12 protein-coding genes are annotated in these 16,351 nt (G+C 47.3%); 6 read left to right on the forward strand and 6 right to left on the reverse strand.

Features of this window, described 5'->3' with window-relative positions; all coding sequences use genetic code 11:
- Positions 1-6 precede the first annotated feature (6 nt).
- Complete coding sequence (locus AC58QT_RS14510) at positions 7-1,377, forward strand: GerAB/ArcD/ProY family transporter (RefSeq protein WP_497409587.1); 1,371 nt, start codon at positions 7-9, stop codon at positions 1,375-1,377.
- 90 nt (positions 1,378-1,467) lie between these two features.
- Here AC58QT_RS14510 and AC58QT_RS14515 read toward each other — a convergent pair whose 3' ends face one another.
- Positions 1,468-2,559, reverse strand: coding sequence for a ParM/StbA family protein (locus AC58QT_RS14515; protein WP_310499712.1), 1,092 nt, complete (start codon positions 2,557-2,559; stop codon positions 1,468-1,470).
- Between the two features lie 199 nt (positions 2,560-2,758).
- Between AC58QT_RS14515 and AC58QT_RS14520 the strand changes: the two genes are divergently transcribed.
- The 3 genes from AC58QT_RS14520 (at position 2,759) to AC58QT_RS14530 (ending at position 5,072) form a co-directional block, all read left to right on the forward strand.
- Positions 2,759-3,799, forward strand: a complete 1,041-nt coding sequence (locus AC58QT_RS14520) for a peptidoglycan DD-metalloendopeptidase family protein (RefSeq protein ID WP_497409588.1) — start codon at positions 2,759-2,761, stop codon at positions 3,797-3,799.
- Between the two features lies 1 nt (position 3,800).
- Positions 3,801-4,253, forward strand: a complete 453-nt coding sequence (locus tag AC58QT_RS14525) for a bactofilin family protein (RefSeq protein WP_497280579.1) — start codon at positions 3,801-3,803, stop codon at positions 4,251-4,253.
- An 84-nt stretch (positions 4,254-4,337) separates the two neighbouring features.
- Complete coding sequence (locus tag AC58QT_RS14530; protein ID WP_497409589.1) at positions 4,338-5,072, forward strand: HAD family hydrolase; 735 nt, start codon at positions 4,338-4,340, stop codon at positions 5,070-5,072.
- 51 nt (positions 5,073-5,123) lie between these two features.
- Here the strand turns inward: AC58QT_RS14530 and AC58QT_RS14535 are convergent, their stop codons facing one another.
- Together AC58QT_RS14535 and AC58QT_RS14540 are read right to left on the reverse strand one after the other, a co-directional pair.
- Positions 5,124-6,059, reverse strand: a complete 936-nt coding sequence (locus AC58QT_RS14535) for an ABC transporter permease (RefSeq protein WP_497409590.1) — start codon at positions 6,057-6,059, stop codon at positions 5,124-5,126.
- Positions 6,052-6,987 carry an ABC transporter ATP-binding protein gene (locus AC58QT_RS14540; protein WP_497409591.1) on the reverse strand — a complete coding sequence of 312 codons (936 nt, stop codon included), beginning with the start codon at positions 6,985-6,987 and terminating at the stop codon, positions 6,052-6,054. The genes AC58QT_RS14535 and AC58QT_RS14540 overlap by 8 nt, the downstream gene beginning before the upstream one ends.
- Before the next feature lie 205 nt (positions 6,988-7,192).
- On the opposite strand from AC58QT_RS14540, the gene AC58QT_RS14545 reads away from it, so the two are divergent.
- Positions 7,193-8,395, forward strand: a complete 1,203-nt coding sequence (locus AC58QT_RS14545) for a sensor histidine kinase (protein ID WP_497409592.1) — start codon at positions 7,193-7,195, stop codon at positions 8,393-8,395.
- A 21-nt stretch (positions 8,396-8,416) separates the two neighbouring features.
- Complete coding sequence (locus AC58QT_RS14550) at positions 8,417-9,097, forward strand: response regulator transcription factor (protein ID WP_497280569.1); 681 nt, start codon at positions 8,417-8,419, stop codon at positions 9,095-9,097.
- A gap of 68 nt (positions 9,098-9,165) precedes the next feature.
- Here AC58QT_RS14550 and AC58QT_RS14555 read toward each other — a convergent pair whose 3' ends face one another.
- The 3 genes from AC58QT_RS14555 to gltB form a co-directional block, all read right to left on the reverse strand.
- Entirely contained in the window at positions 9,166-9,630 is a 465-nt protein-coding gene (locus tag AC58QT_RS14555) for a hypothetical protein (protein WP_497409593.1), read from the reverse strand.
- A gap of 265 nt (positions 9,631-9,895) precedes the next feature.
- Entirely contained in the window at positions 9,896-11,380 is a 1,485-nt protein-coding gene (locus AC58QT_RS14560) for a glutamate synthase subunit beta (RefSeq protein ID WP_497409594.1), read from the reverse strand.
- Between the two features lie 33 nt (positions 11,381-11,413).
- On the reverse strand, positions 11,414-16,006 hold the full coding sequence (gene gltB, locus AC58QT_RS14565; protein ID WP_497409595.1) for a glutamate synthase large subunit: 4,593 nt from the start codon (positions 16,004-16,006) through the stop codon (positions 11,414-11,416).
- Positions 16,007-16,351 lie beyond the last annotated feature (345 nt).

The following is a 16,351-nucleotide window of genomic DNA, read 5'->3' on the forward strand; positions in this document are numbered from 1 at the left end:
TTCCTTATGGATAGTAAGCAAGTCATTAACCAACGCCAACTCTCCTGGCTAGCTTCTTCCATCGTGACCAGCGGAGGCATCCTCACCTTGCAAAATGAGTTAATTCGTATCAATCAAATGGACGCTTGGTTCAGCTATTTACTTTCGATTATCTATGTATTCCTGATAGCTGGTTTCTTTGGTTTTATAGCCAAACTCTATCCGCAAAGGAACATTTTTGAAATATCCAAAGAAATACTTGGCCAATGGCTAGGCACTTGTCTAAATCTGATCATTTTGTTTCATTTCTGGCAGATTGTTGTCCGTGATATTTCCTCCGTATCCAGATTTAGCTCGACACTTTTACTCCATTCAACTCCTTTGGAAATATTATTTTTACTGACTTGCTTGTTAATGATTTACTTTGGCAAAACGAGCGTAGAAGTTATAGCACGTGTAAATGATCTCTTCTACCCGTTATTCGTTATTACTATCACCATTATGCCGCTGCTCCTATCAAATGAATTCTTTTTACGGCTCGCAACGCCGGTCCTAACTATGCCGCTTCAACACTGGACTGCTAGTTCCATGCTGACACTTGGAAGTGCTGGGGATGTATTCATTCTAGGTGCTTTTCTTCATACGATTTACAATTCCAATCATGTGCGATCTGCTATTCGACATGGCTCTTTGCTTGGCTTTTTTCTACTTACCCTTATTCTATTCGCCATAATTGCCGTACTCGGACCTAGAATGCCTGCCAATTTCTCCTATCCCACTTTCAACTTGGTCCAGACCATTCATGTCACTGACTTTCTAGATCGACTTGATCTCGTCATGCTCATGATCTGGTATCCAACGGAGGCTTGTAAAATCATCGCGATTTACTTGGCACTTCTGATCGGCATCAGCTCCCTATTTAATGAACGAAATTATCCAATGATCAATAAACCCATCGGGCTTATGTTGGCTCTAACGACTTGCCTTTCTTTTAAAAGCACGACTGAGCTGCTCTCCTTTTCCAATTTCAGCTTGCCGGTCATTGTTCTGGCCTACCAGCCTTTCATCATGATTCTCCTTCTCATAGCAGGGATTCGCAAACAGCGGAGTCATTCCAAAGCATTCAACTCCTCTTCCGGCGGCACTCATGCTAAGCAGGATCCTGAACAAAATTCAGGCAAGCTCAGCCAACGTCTTTCTTACACGAATTGGTTAAGGGGAGGGAATCTATTGCTGGCCGTTTGCGTTGCTTTTGTTCTAATTGGTCTCATGTTTGGTGGAAAATCTCCGTTGATTGGAGTGATTTGCGCGATTGGATTCGGCAGCAGTCTACTCCTAACGACATTGACCACTTACATGGAGACCACGAAGCTGAAACAAGCGGAAGCAAGTAAATAGCTCGAGTTGCTTTCGTGAAATGAAATGTGGAGGAATGCTTATCGTTTAACAATGAAAAAAGCACCCGCTTCAGCGAGTGCCTAGGACAAATTAAACAGGTACGGAATGATTCATACGGCTTTTTGCAACCTTCAAATAGCCGTGTACATTGAGGTACTCACTATCATTGGTGAAACGCAATTTCATGGCCCCTGCCGCATCTTGGATATACGGTTTCAGTGCAGTAGCACCGCCACCAATTACGTAAAAGCATTGAATATCCGGGCATTTACGCCAGCGCTTCTTGATCATTTCTACCATGCGTACAGCTGCGCGACGAAAATGTTGATCAACGATTGGCCGAATATCTACTTGGCCTTCGCCAGGAAGCTGAATCGTGAACTGACGATTCTTCACCCTTTGCGCGAGCTTTGCACGACTCGGGAACAAGTGACCATAGGCATCTTCAACGTCCCGAATGATAGCATCCAAATACGTTGCGATTCCAATTTGCTCGCCATGGCTGAAATGGTTATCGATCGCCATACGTTTGATAACAGGGAAATCTGTCGTCAATGCACCGATTTCGCAAACACCAATACAGCCGTTGTATATTTCTTCGTCCTTCACTTGCAGGCTGTCGTGTGTCGCCATGTGAAACATAGCCGCAGCACCTTCAATGGAGACAGCAACTTTGCGAATCGAAACTTTAATTTTGCGATTATGGAATTGCGGTGTGGAAAGAAACGTCACTTCGTGCTCACCCAGCAGGCGATGTTCGAAGGTCTGACTATATTTTGGGAATGCACGGACAGGTAAACCTGTGCCTAATGTATATTCAACTTCGTCCACATTGCCGTAGCCAGGATTAGCCGCTTGATTCGTGAGACCCTGATAAGCCAGTGCTGTCAGTGCAACAATGAGGGATTGATCCGATAGCGCTTTATTGTCCGTATCTTCAAGTTCTAAGTTATCCTCGTGCTCCAAGGCAAGCTGCCCTACGAAATAACGTTGATTCCTTTGTGAAAGACTCGGACTGTAAATGACAACATCCAATGCTTTCCAAGGTGAATCTTCTTCCTGCAAAATGTGTCTTTCGTAGCCCGGCGCAATGATATTCGGTATCACCAGTGGTTCTCTAGACCCATCTAGCACCAGCTTAATACTATCGTTCCCTATGTCAATACCTGCAAGCTTAATCATGTGTGCCTCCACTCCAAATCTACAGCTTTCTGTAATTGTATTAGTACATTCGATCATATACGACAGGATTCCTTCCTACTTAAGACTCATTTTACTAGGACTGCTAGGCAGGAAGGCAGGTTTTTAGCAAATTATGACGAATGATGTACAGAACTTCACTTTACCAAATTCAACCATGACAGGAGTTAATCCAGCCCTTATGAAGCTCAAGTGGAAACCCAAAAAACTGACACTGGTTATCATACCAGACGCTAATCAATCAGTCGTCAGGTTTCGCATATCTCATTTAGTAGCCTATATCGCAGCAGCATGCTTTTCCTTGCTAATGTTGATTTCCATATCGATTTATTTTGTACACGCACATACCTTGAAACAGGCAAGTGATTTACAGTCGAAGCTTAGCGGTGCCAACCAGCAATGGAGTAAGGCCCTATCTTCCAAAGATGAAGCCATCGAACAATTACAAAATGAAGTGATTCAACTGTCCCAGCAAGCTGAACAGATGAAAACACAGGTCGAAGAAGTAAAGAAGCTTGAAAGTGATCTCAAATCCATCGCTGGCATTGATCCAGAACCCGGAAACAAGGCCCTTGCAAGCACCTCCACGACAGAAAAGGATAAGAAAAATGCCAATCAGCCAGTTGTTGGTGAATCTACAGCTTCAACGGGTGTAGGAGGAAGCCCTAACCCCGTCACACAAGAACTCATTCTTAAACTGGGCCAAGATACATTAGCCTCTTTTACGGCACTGAATGGCGAAGTTCAGACTTTGCAAACCAATTTGACTGCAACGAAGCAAAAAGTAGCCGATAAACAAGAGCAGCTTCGTATAACGCCAACGCTATGGCCAACAAGTACGAAGGTGGTAACCTCCCCTTTTGGCTACAGATCTGATCCTTTTACCAAAATACCGAGCTATCATTCCGGCATTGATTTCGGCGCTCACGAGAATGACCCTGTTTATGCAACGGCAGCTGGTAAGGTTGTCAGTACAGGTAAGGACATTTACCACGGTAACAACATTGTGATTGAGCATTCCAAGGGCTTACGCACCTGGTATATGCATTTAAATAAAATTTTAGTGAACAAAGGGGATTCTGTAGAAAAAGGCGGTACGATTGGTTTAGTCGGATCTACAGGCCGAAGCACAGGGGCACATCTCCACTATGAAGTACTCAAAAATGGCGAAAGTATTGATCCCAAACCTTATCTTAAATCGCTTCGAAAGGATGACAACTAACATGTTTAAAAAAACAAAAAACCTCATGAATCCTAATACAACCGATACACTGATAGGTGAGGGAACTAGCTTTGAAGGCCGCATTAAATCAGAGGCCAGCATTCGCATTGAGGGCGGAATTACTGGAGATATCGATTGCGCGGGCGACGTCATTATTGGCGAACATGGGATTGTAAAATCCAATATCGCAGCGCGGGACGTCGTTTTGGCTGGAAGCGTGCAAGGAAATATTACAACCAAAGGTAAACTAACCATCACTTCAACTGGCTCCCTGCATGGCAATATTAGCGCAGCTTCATTCATCATCGAGGAAGGCGGCGTCTTCCAAGGCAGCAGTAAAATGGAAACCAAATCTACCGTACCTGCGCCTGTACCAAACAATGAGCCTGAGACTGGAAATAGACCTGTTGCTGCACCTGAAAATATGTACAAAGGCAACACAGTGGCCATGTAACGTCCTGACCGCTAGGATTGAAGCTTCCCGCATGATATACTAGTTGGAAACTCATTTTCTAACTGATGTAGGAGAACACAAACTATGAGAGAACAATCCATCCTATTTGATCTAGATGACACGTTAGTTCATTGCAATAAATATTTTGACTTTGTTATCGATCAATTCGTTGATCTGATGTTAACCTGGTATGCTGGTCATCGACTAACTAAGCAGGACATTAAGCAAAAACAGTTACAAATCGACCTTGCCGGCATCCAAATTCACGGCTTTATGCCAGAGCGTTTTCCACAGTCTTTCGTGGAAACTTACCATTGGTTCGCACAGCATTACAACCGCCCTGTCAGCGCCAAAGAAGTGGACTGGCTCATGCAGCTCGGTCATACCGTCTATAGTTACACGGTTGAACCTTATCCCCTGATGAATGAGACCCTGGAGAACCTTCAACAAGCGGGCCATCGTTTATATCTTTACACAGGCGGCGATGTGTCCATCCAGATGAAGAAAATCAAGGATGTTGGCCTCGACGCATTTTTCCAGGATCGCATCTTCGTTACCGTTCATAAGACACGCGAATTTATGAACACGCTGGTGCAGGAACAAAGCTTTGACCGTCAGCACACTTGGATGATCGGAAACTCGGTCACGACCGATGTTTTGCCAGCGCTGCATGCGGGTATCCATGCGATTCACATCCCCGTTGCGGATGATTGGGTATTTAACAACGGGACGATTGATATCACACCGCAAGGCGCATTTTACCAACTGCCTTCTCTTTTGGAAGTGCCAGAGGCGATTCATTCGTATATTCAGAAATAAAAAGAACGATCCCCCGGTGAAAGCTGAACCGGAAGGATCGTTCTTTTGTTGTTAAGCCGCGACATCGCGTCTGCGGAATATTTCCCAGGAAAGTACATTGAATAGTAAGAAATACAGAACAAGCATGGTAATCGAGAAGCCCATCGTCATTCCCTCTGCTAACGGCCTATCCTCCAGATACGGCGTAAGATCTGTATTCGCGAATAAGAAGTATTTGCCCCACGTATACCGCAGGAACAGCAACGTAATCACTTGGCCAGCGAACATGATGAAAATGCTGAGTCCGATTGCAAGGGAAGCGCTGCGAAACACGGTCGAAATCATAAAAGCCAGTGTAACAATCATCACAAGCTCAATTAATTTAAACCCATAGGTTGCAAACACATACAGCAGCATGTTTTTCTCCTGCACCTGCCCTGCCGCATTGACAGTTAGATGTGGAAGGCTCAACCGCTCAAAACCATACGAGAAGCCGTACACGATCAAGGCCGTGATGAACAAGAGGACCAGAAGCGTAGCTGCAAAAAGTAAGGTTGTCAGATACTTCGACAATAAGATTTTGGATCGACTAGCTGGCCGAATGAGCAACAACTTGATGGTTCCCCACGTAAATTCCCCTGCCACCATATCTCCTGCGATAATAACCGTGAACAGCGTAACCAGAATGACCAGACTAGAAGCAGTGATCATGCCCCCCCATAACGTGTTATCAATAGGCGGGTAGTCATGGTCCAGCATATATTGCTGACGTGCACTTTCTTCACGCATCTGCTTCTTAAAACTATCTGGAACATCTGGATTCGCAAGCTCAGTCTTATTATGTTCAACGGTTTCTGCTGCTCTGGTCTTCCAGCTATCATCTTGTTGTTTATCCGAATGTGTTAACACGCCTGTCAGTACGACAATCACAATGAGTAAAATCATGAGAATCCATGTTCGAAGCCGACTATAAATTTTCATATGCTCATTCTTGATGAGATTAAGCAATAGGATCACTTCCCGTCATTTCCAAAAATTGATCTTCCAGCGACTTCGCCGTTTTGCGAATGCCATATACCGCAATACCTGCCTCAACGAATCGCCTATTCCACTCGGCCGTTTCTTGCTTGTCGAGATCCATGACAAGTTCGTTGTCAACGATTTCTACTTGCATGCGTTGTTCGGAGGCTAGCTTCATCGCTTGCTCTACCGTTTCTACTTCGAAGACGACCCGCTGCTTGCCATCCTCCTGAACATATTCCTTGATAAGTCGAACATCCACTAATTTGCCATTTTGGATTATGGCTACGCGGTCACACATGAGCTCCATTTCTGCCAATAGGTGAGAGGAAACGATAACTGAAATCCCTTCATCACGGGTTAGCTTTCGCAAATGATCGCGAAGCTCACGTATCCCTGCAGGATCCAATCCATTGGTAGGCTCGTCTAGTATCAGAACAGACGGCTTATGCAGCAGCGCTTGTGCGATGCCTAGTCGTTGACGCATGCCCAGGGAGTACGTTTTGACCTTGTCATGAATACGATTCGACATCCCGACAAGATCAATAACCTCATCAATCCGATTCTCGTCAATACCTGGAATCATCCGGGCATAATGCACTAAATTTTTATATCCACTTAGAAATTTGTACATTTCCGGATTTTCTACAATCGCGCCAATATGGCGAATCGCTTGCTCAAAATGAGTCCGAATGGAATACCCGCCAATGCGTATATCCCCTTCTGAGATCGACATGAGACCGACCATCATGCGGATTGTTGTCGTTTTGCCCGCGCCGTTCGGCCCGAGAAAGCCGAAAACCTCGCCGCGTGGTACATCGAAACTTAACTTATCAATAATGGTTTTGGAACCAATGCGTTTAGAAATCTGATCCACCTGTACGATGGGTGTAAGAGCCTCTTGTGATGCTGGCATTCGACATCTCCTCTCTTCTAACTCCAATATAATCCAATCCTACCTTACTTCCTTTGTCATGCCTAGTCATAAAATCTCATTCGAACCTTTCTGGTAAGCAGCACGGATTACGGTCATATAGAATCATATGACTGCGTTCACTATGGCTTTTTCCTTTTTTTATGTACAATGGAAAGATAAGACCTGCCAGTAAAGGAGCTCATCTATGATCCAACGAAGACCGTGGCACGGTGTAGAATGGTCCCTGTTCATCGTCTTAACCGGTGCTGCACTGCTTGGTTTACTTTATAGCTGCCTTCACATCTATGAGCAACCATTCTCACAAATCCTATTAACCATATTGGCTATTTTGCTATCCTATGGGGCTCCATTTTTATTCTGGCGACCCCATTATATCAATTCGACTGGGTACCCCATTGCCGTTCTGCTGACCGGGATCCCTCTGCAAATTTACTTGGCTTGGATGGAGCAAGATGCCCTACTTACCATTAATTGCCCAATTATGGTCATTGGATTCCTCGCCGACCGAAAAAATGCGTGGTGGACCGCCCCTATCTTCATGTTAGGGATGCCTGTCACTTACTTTTTCCTGCTCCACAGCGACACTGGTGTCGGACAGCTATTTAGTGTAATCCTCAATGCCGTCCTCTTCTTCGCAATTGGACTTAGCTTGCAACGTGCCGTTACTTCCAACGAGAAGACGGAGAAGCTGCTAGGGGAGAACCAACGTCAGTATCATTTAATTCATGAGCAAAATAACGTACTAGAGCAGTATGCGAATCAGATCGAACAGCTCACTTTAATGGAAGAACGTAATCGGATGGCACGTGAGCTGCATGATACGGTTGGTCATACGTTTACCTCCGTTATTATGGGGATGGACGCTATCTCTTATCTCATCGAAGTCTCACCAGAGACAGCGAAGCAGAAGCTCGACGTCCTACGCAATGTGACTAGAGGCGGTTTAGAAGAAGTTCGCCGTAGCATTCATCAGATGGTCCCACAAGAGGGAGATATGCTGCTTTCCCAGCAGCTATCCCGTCTAGCCAATGAGTTTGCGCTGCACACGGGTACACAGATTCATTTCACAACGGTTAGTGATGAATTCGAGATCCCTGAACAAACCAAGCTTTCACTCGTTCGCTGTCTGCAGGAATCCTTGACGAATGCCAAACGTCACGGGAAAGCAACCTCCATTGAGATTGTGCTCACTTATGCCGAAGACCAAGTCTCCCTTCGCATCGAAGATGATGGCATCGGTACCAATCAATTGAAAATGGGCTTTGGCATTACTGCAATGCAAGAGCGGATATCTGCGCTGCAAGGCACCTTGCAGGTACGCTCCCTACCTGAACAAGGAACCGTGGTTCATTGTTTCATTCCCGTAAAACGATTTCCAACCTTTTAATCCCTGTAAGGAGGACTCCCTATGACCGTCAATCAAGCCCCGCTCAAATTGCTCCTGGTCGATGATCAGGATTTAATACGTGAAAGCTTACACATCGTCTTGGGTATGGACCCGGATATTGAGGTAGTCGGCCTAGCTGAAAACGGCCAAGTCGCGGTCCAGCTATGTAAAGAGGCACAGCCCGATGTCGTATTGATGGACATTCACATGCCAATCATGGATGGTGTTGAGGCCACACGCCAAATCAAAATCGCTTGGCCGCACATCCGCGTCGTTATTTTAACCACTTTTCAGGAAATTGGTTACGTTGTAGACGCACTTAGTGCAGGAGCTGAGGGCTATTTGCTCAAAGCTATTCATCCCAAAGAGCTAGCCACGGGGATCAAATGGGTTCATCAAGGCGGTACATTAATTCCGCATGACATTGCCAAAATGCTCGTTCAACAAGCACGTGACGGTGGAAGCGGGACTTCCTCTGAAGGAAAAGAAGAGACTGTCCGTGCAGAGACCTACGGGCTTAGCGAACGCGAATTGCAAGTGCTCCATAGTATCGCCGATGGTCTCAACAACCGTGAGATCGCCGAGAAACTCTTTCTTTCTGAAGGTACCGTAAAAAACTACATCTCCAACATTTATTCAAAAATGGATGTTCGCGACCGTGTTCAAGCATCAAAGAAAGCACATGATGAGGGAATTCTGTAAGGCAATATATACAGCCACGGGTAAACAAAAAACCGCTCTTCACAATGAAGAAGCGGTCTTTGTGCATCTTATTCAAACAGCTTTTCGAGAAAGCCCTTTTTCCTTTTGCGAATCTTGCCGTAGCTCTTCACTCTAGAGAATGGCAGCTGCGTATCTGCCACTTTCGTGTCCGCCAACGCTTCCTTCTGGGGGCTGGTCTCTTCCGAAGTCATAGCAGCTTGCTGCAACTCCATCCCATCTTCTTGATTTGCTGCATGTTGATGCACAATGATGGTATTAACCAACTGCTCATGCAGTTTGTTCTCGAGTTGGTGCCTACATAGTCGGAGAAATTGCTCTTGCTGTCTATTCTGGAGTTCAAACTGCTCATGAAGTTGTGCCTGAAGCTCTTCTACCTGCTTAGAAAGAAGCATAACAGCCTTTTGCAAAGAATTTAGATCCTGCCCTTTGAGCGGCTCATCTTGCTCACTCTCCTCATTCCCTGCTAGTAATGCCTCTAGTTCCGCCGGTGTTATGAACTCTTCCTTCTTCATGTGCTTTCCTCCATTCCGTACATCTTGGTGTCCCTGCTTGGACTACACTTTCTCCTATTGTACATGAGAATGAAAAAATGTTCACGTTTATATAGTCCTATAAGGCGAGTTACTCATCACTATCTCCACTATCCCCTTCACTCAGGTTACAATTCCCTGACTAACCTTCGACAACTGGTTCTTCTGAGCCAAAGGGATAGTGGCATGAAACAAAGAACTGCCTGCAAGTAGAATCTCTACCTGCAAGCAGTCCACACTAATCATCTTATGGTAAATTCGAAGATCCCATCAAGAATCGGTCCACTTCACGCGCGACCGCGCGACCTTCATTAATCGCCCAAACCACGAGACTTTGCCCACGACGCATGTCGCCTGCAGCGAAAACGCCATCAACGTTCGTAGCAAACTTCCCGTAGTCCGCTTTCGCATTAGAACGCTCGTCTTTGGCAACGCCGAGCTGATCCAAAACAGTGCTTTCTGGTCCCGTGAAACCCATCGCAATCAACACCAGCTGCGCTGGATACACCTTCTCGCTGCCAGGCACTTCAACAGGTACGAAAGCACCCTTCTCATTCTTTTGCCACTCGATTAGAACCGTATGCAGCTCCTTCAAGTTGCCGTTCTCATCCCCCACGAATTTCTTCGTGTTAATCAAGTACGTACGCGGATCCTCACCTTGCAGCGCAGCCGCCTCTTGTTGACCGTAGTCCACTTTCAAGACCTTCGGCCATTCTGGCCAAGGGTTGTTCGCTGGTCGTGTCTCCGGCGACTTCGGCATGATCTCGAACTGCGTCACGCTCTTACATTTATGACGGATGGACGTACCCACACAGTCCGTTCCCGTGTCACCACCACCGATGACGATAACATCTTTGCCTTCAGCGGAGATGAATTCACGATCCCCATGCTCAGAATCCAGCAAGCTCTTCGTATTCTTGCTCAGGAATTCCATCGCTAGATGCACACCCCCGAGCTCCCGACCCTCGATCGGAAGATCGCGGCCTTTCGTAGCTCCGCCGCACAGGACAATCGCATCGAATTCTTCTTGCAGCTTCTCGATCGGGTAGTTCACACCGACGTGAGCACCCGTGATGAAGGCTACGCCTTCGGCTTCAAGCAGATCTACACGGCGCTGGACGTACTTTTTGTCCAGCTTCATATTTGGGATACCGTACATCAGCAAGCCGCCAATGCGGTCTGCCCGTTCAAATACGGTAACCCAATGCCCGGCTTTGTTCAGCTGCGCTGCTGCCGCAAGCCCGGAAGGACCTGAACCCACAACCGCAACCTTCTTGCCCGTGCGCGTTTCCGGCGGTTCAGGCTTGATCCAGCCCTCATCGAAGCCCTTGTCGATGATCGCTTTCTCAATGCTTTTGATCGTAACCGGTGTATCTTTCAAGCCTACTGTACAAGAGCCTTCGCAAGGCGCTGGACAAACACGGCCCGTAAATTCCGGAAAATTATTCGTTTTGTGCAGACGATCCAAAGCTTCACGCCATTGACCGCGATACACGAGATCATTCCACTCGGGAATGAGGTTATTCACTGGGCAACCAGCGGCCATGCCGCTGATTAATGCCCCTGTATGGCAGAAAGGAATCCCGCAATCCATACAACGGGAACCTTGCGTCTGTAATTTATCTTGTGTGAGCGGTGTCGCAAACTCTTTCCAATGGCCGATTCGGACCAGGGGAGATGCTTCGGATGCCACTTCACGAGCATGTTCTATAAAACCGGTTGGTTTACCCATTTACGTTTAATCCCTCCTGAGTTCTTGAGTTTGTTAATTTCCACCTACGCGGGAAACATCTCGCATATTCGCCTCGAAAGCAACCATGACTGCTTCTTGTTGGCTAAGACCGGAACGTTTCACCTTTTCGATGGCATCAAACATCCGTTTGTAGTCCTTCGGTATAACCTTCACGAACTTCCAAACGTACTCATCCCAGTGCTGAATAACCTGGTGGGCAACGCTGCTATCCGTAAATGTGGCATGATGCTGGATCATCGTTTTCAACTCATTCATCTCATACGTTTCTTCCAGCTGCTCTAGGTAAACCATCTCTTTGTTCACTTTACTTTGGAAGTCACCCTTCTCATCCAATACGTAGGCGATACCGCCCGACATACCAGCTGCAAAGTTGCGTCCAGTTGATCCTAGAACAACGACACGACCACCTGTCATGTACTCACAACCATGATCGCCAACGCCCTCGACGACGGCACGCACACCACTGTTTCTCACGCAGAAGCGCTCGCCCGCGATACCACGGATATAAGCATCCCCATCGGTTGCGCCGTAGAAGGCTGTATTTCCAATAATCACGTTCTCTTCCGGTACAAATGAAGACTTGCTCGATGGGAAAATGGCCAGCTTACCGCCGGATAATCCTTTTCCTACGTAGTCATTGGCATCTCCTTCGAGGGAGAGTGTGATCCCCTTCGGTACGAAAGCACCAAAGCTTTGACCTGCTGAGCCTTCAAAATGCAAACGAATCGTATCGTGCGGCAAACCTTCTACGCCATGACGACGTGTCACTTCACTGCCCACGATCGTTCCGACAACACGGTTCACGTTCGTAATCGGCAGAACCGAATGAACGTGCTCTTTGCGCTCGATGGCTGGCTCGCAAATCTCAAGCAGCTTCGTCATATCAATGGAGCGATCCAAGCCGTGATCCTGCGCCATTGAGCAGAAACGACCGACATCTTCACCCATATCCGGTTGATGCAAGAGTGGCGAAAGATCGATGCCTTTGGCTTTCCAATGCTCGACTGCCGGTTTGGACTCCAGGATATCCGTGCGTCCAACCATTTCCTCGATCGTGCGGAAGCCAAGCTCTGCCATCATTTCACGCACATCGTTCGCGATGAAGGTCATGAAGTTCACGACATGCTGCGGATCTCCAGCAAATTTCTTGCGAAGCTCCGGATTTTGCGTAGCGACCCCAACCGGACAAGTGTCCAAGTGGCAGACGCGCATCATCACGCAGCCGATTGTAATCAACGGCGTTGTTGCGAAGCCGAACTCCTCGGCACCGAGCAGGGCAGCGACTACAACGTCGCGTCCTGTCATCAGCTTGCCATCCGTCTCGACGACGATACGGCTGCGCAGGTTGTTCAGCACGAGTGTCTGATGCGTCTCCGCCAGACCGAGCTCCCACGGCAGTCCCGCGTGACGAATACTCGTCTGCGGCGACGCGCCTGTTCCTCCATCGTAGCCGGAGATAAGGACTACGTCCGCTTTCCCCTTGGCTACGCCGGCAGCAATCGTGCCAACACCCACCTCGGATACCAGCTTAACGCTGATTCGTGCCCGCGGGTTGGCATTCTTGAGATCGTGGATCAGCTCTGCGAGATCCTCGATCGAATAAATATCATGATGCGGCGGCGGCGAAATCAAGCCTACGCCTGGCGTAACACCGCGAACCTCGGCTACCCAAGGGTACACCTTGGTTCCCGGGAGCTGACCGCCCTCGCCGGGCTTCGCGCCCTGCGCCATCTTGATCTGAATCTCGTCAGCATTGACGAGATAATGGCTCGTGACGCCGAAGCGGCCGGACGCCACCTGCTTAATGCTGCTACGGCGAAGATCGCCGTTCGCATCCGGTGTGAAACGTTCCGGATGCTCTCCGCCTTCGCCGGTATTGCTCTTGCCGCCGATGCGGTTCATCGCAATCGCGATCGTTTCGTGCGCTTCTTTGGAGATGGAGCCGTAGGACATGGCTCCCGTCTTGAAGCGCTTAAAGATCGATTCGATTGGCTCTACCTCTTCGATCGGAATCGGTGTACGTCCTGCTTTGAAGCTCAGCAGTCCGCGCAAAGCCATATATTTCTCGTCTTCACGTTTGACGAGCTTGGAGAAATTCTTATACATGCCGTAATTGTTGCTGCGAACAGCAGATTGCAAGGCATGCACTGTTTCTGGGGTATAAATGTGATCTTCCCCATCTCTACGCCACTGCAAATCCCCGCCTGTATCTAGCACGCGATCGCGCCCCTCTTGCTCAGAGAACGCACGGCTGTGACGCATCAGGGCTTCCTTCGCTACCATTTCGATGCCGATACCACCAACCGGTGTGTACGTCCAAGTGAAGTAGCTGTCTACCAGCTCTTGGCTCAAGCCGATTGCTTCAAAGATTTGCGCCCCGCGATAACTCTGAATGGTGGAAATCCCCATTTTTGCTAACACTTTGACGACACCCTTTGTAACAGCTTTGATGTAGTTGTAGGTTGCCTTCTCATGATCAACGCCAACAAGCTGTTTGCGCTGAATCATATCATCCAGCGTTTCTAGCGCTAGATACGGGTTAATCGCACCTGCTCCATAGCCAAGCAACAGAGCAAAATGATGCACCTCACGCGGTTCACCAGACTCGACAAGCAAGCTGACCTTCGTACGTGTACCTTGACGGATTAAATGGTGATGCAAGCCTGATGTTGCGAGGAGTGCCGGAATCGGCGCCTTCGCACTATCTACACCACGGTCAGAAAGAATGATCAGTGTTGCGCCATCCACGATGGCTTGATCAGCAGCCGCATACAAGTCCTGCATCGCGCTCTCAAGCCCAGCTGTCCCTGCCGCCGCTTCGAAAAGCGTAGACAATGTCACTGTTTTGAAGCCATCGCGCTGAATATGGCGCAGCTTTGCCAATTCTTCGTTGGAGAGAAATGGCGATTTCAACCGAATTTGACGACAGCTTTCCGGCTCTGGCTTAATCAGATTGCGCTCAGGTCCAATCGTTGTGCCCTGCGCGGTAATGATTTCCTCGAAATTCGCATCAATTGGCGGGTTCGTTACTTGCGCGAACAATTGTTTGAAATAGTTATACAGCAATTGCGGACGGTCCGAAAGCACGGCAAGCGGTGCATCCGTACCCATAGAACCAATCGGATCCACACCTGTTTTGCCCATAGGCTCAAGGGTCTTACGCAATTGTTCGAAGGTATAACCAAACGCTTGCTGACGCTGAAGAATCGTGTCATGGTCAGAGCCAAGTACAATTGGCGCATCTTCCAAATCCTCTAAGGAAACGAGATGCTCATTCAACCAATCCCGATACGGCTGTTCGCTAGCAATGCCGCTCTTGATTTCTTCGTCGGTCACAATGCGGCCTTCAACCGTATCTACGAGCAGCATACGTCCCGGTCTTAAACGGTCTTTGTACAAAATGCGCTCTGGCTCGATATCCAGCACGCCTACTTCAGAAGCAAGTACGATGAAATCGTCTGTCGTAACATAGTAACGTGACGGACGCAGACCATTGCGATCCAAAATCGCTCCGATTTGACTGCCATCTGTGAAAGCAATCGCAGCAGGACCATCCCATGGCTCCATCAAGGTGCTGTGATATTCGTAGAACGCTTTCTTCTCATCATCCATACCTTCATGTTTGGACCATGGCTCTGGCACCATCATCATGGCAGCATGCGGCAAGGAGCGACCGGAAAGCATCAGAAACTCTAGTGTATTATCAAACATTTGGGAATCGGAACCATCCGTATCAATAACAGGAAGAATACGACCAAAATCTTCGCCAAATAACTCCGAATCACACATCGCTTGACGCGCGTGCATCCAGTTCACGTTGCCACGCAGCGTATTGATCTCACCATTGTGGATCAAATAGCGATACGGATGCGCACGTTCCCAGCTCGGGAAGGTGTTCGTACTGAAACGCGAGTGAACAAGAGCTAAGGCAGAGTCTACCTTTTCGTCTTGCAATTCCACGTAATAGGCATCCACTTGTTCGGGAGTTAACATCCCTTTATATACAATCGTTCTGCTAGACAAGCTAGAATAGTAAAATTGCGATTGCGCGTGAGATACTTTGATAGCGTTTTCAGATAACTTACGAATAATATAAAGCTTGCGCTCAAAATCAAGATTCGTTGCCGTATCCGCACTTTGGCCGATAAATACCTGACGAACATATGGCTCCGCTGATTTCGCAGAATCTCCTAATGAACTGTTATTTGTTGGAACCGTTCTCCAGCCAAGAAACTGTTGACCTTCTTGTTTGACTATTCGCTCAATTGTACTTTCGCACGCTTGACGAGCTTCTAACTCCTGAGGTAAATACACCATACCTACGCCATAATTTCCTGCGCTTGGTAATTTAATATTTTCTTGTTCACAAGCTGATTGAAAATACGTATCCGGAATCTGCATCAAAATGCCTGCTCCATCTCCCGTATTCTGCTCACAACCTTGCCCACCGCGATGATCCAAATTACAAAGTACACGAAGCGCTTGCTTAACGATGGCATGTGATTTGACACCCTTAATATTGGCAACAAAGCCAATCCCACAGGCATCATGCTCATTCCTCGGATCGTACAATCCCTGTTTGGGAGGTAATCCTTTAATAGTCATGTTTTGCAACCTTTCTTCCCTCGTTATTCACTGGACTTTGTTAACCGCCTGCTTTAAAGTGCTAAAAAGCAAAAATTCGAAGCAACATATTTCGACTACAACCGCAATAAGTAGAGGAAATATTCTCAATATTTTTTCTATTATATTAACACTTGGTTTCTTATAGTTCAATTTAAAAATATTTAAATTGAAAAGGTTTTCATTTTAATAGAATCGCCATTAAAATCATATTGTATAGGCACGGTTATTTATTGGGTTTCCTATATAAATACGACAGGCTATGCATGTGATAGCACAATTTCTATGTTTCATGCTATGATAGCTAATACCGCTGCAAGAACAACA

Source organism: Paenibacillus sp. J31R109 (genome assembly GCF_059692055.1).

Excerpts from the sequence above, each read along its gene's own strand:
- AC58QT_RS14525 (WP_497280579.1), top strand. The coding sequence starts at position 3,801 with ATGTTTAAAAAAACAAAAAACCTCATGAATCCTAATACAACCGATACA.
- AC58QT_RS14515 (WP_310499712.1), bottom strand. The coding sequence starts at position 2,559 with ATGATTAAGCTTGCAGGTATTGACATAGGGAACGATAGTATTAAGCTG.
- AC58QT_RS14560 (WP_497409594.1), bottom strand. The coding sequence starts at position 11,380 with ATGGGTAAACCAACCGGTTTTATAGAACATGCTCGTGAAGTGGCATCC.
- AC58QT_RS14520 (WP_497409588.1), top strand. The coding sequence starts at position 2,759 with ATGAAGCTCAAGTGGAAACCCAAAAAACTGACACTGGTTATCATACCA.
- AC58QT_RS14540 (WP_497409591.1), bottom strand. The coding sequence starts at position 6,987 with ATGCCAGCATCACAAGAGGCTCTTACACCCATCGTACAGGTGGATCAG.
- AC58QT_RS14510 (WP_497409587.1), top strand. The coding sequence starts at position 7 with ATGGATAGTAAGCAAGTCATTAACCAACGCCAACTCTCCTGGCTAGCT.
- AC58QT_RS14530 (WP_497409589.1), top strand. The coding sequence starts at position 4,338 with ATGAGAGAACAATCCATCCTATTTGATCTAGATGACACGTTAGTTCAT.
- gltB (WP_497409595.1), bottom strand. The coding sequence starts at position 16,006 with ATGACTATTAAAGGATTACCTCCCAAACAGGGATTGTACGATCCGAGG.
- AC58QT_RS14550 (WP_497280569.1), top strand. The coding sequence starts at position 8,417 with ATGACCGTCAATCAAGCCCCGCTCAAATTGCTCCTGGTCGATGATCAG.
- AC58QT_RS14545 (WP_497409592.1), top strand. The coding sequence starts at position 7,193 with ATGATCCAACGAAGACCGTGGCACGGTGTAGAATGGTCCCTGTTCATC.
- AC58QT_RS14555 (WP_497409593.1), bottom strand. The coding sequence starts at position 9,630 with ATGAAGAAGGAAGAGTTCATAACACCGGCGGAACTAGAGGCATTACTA.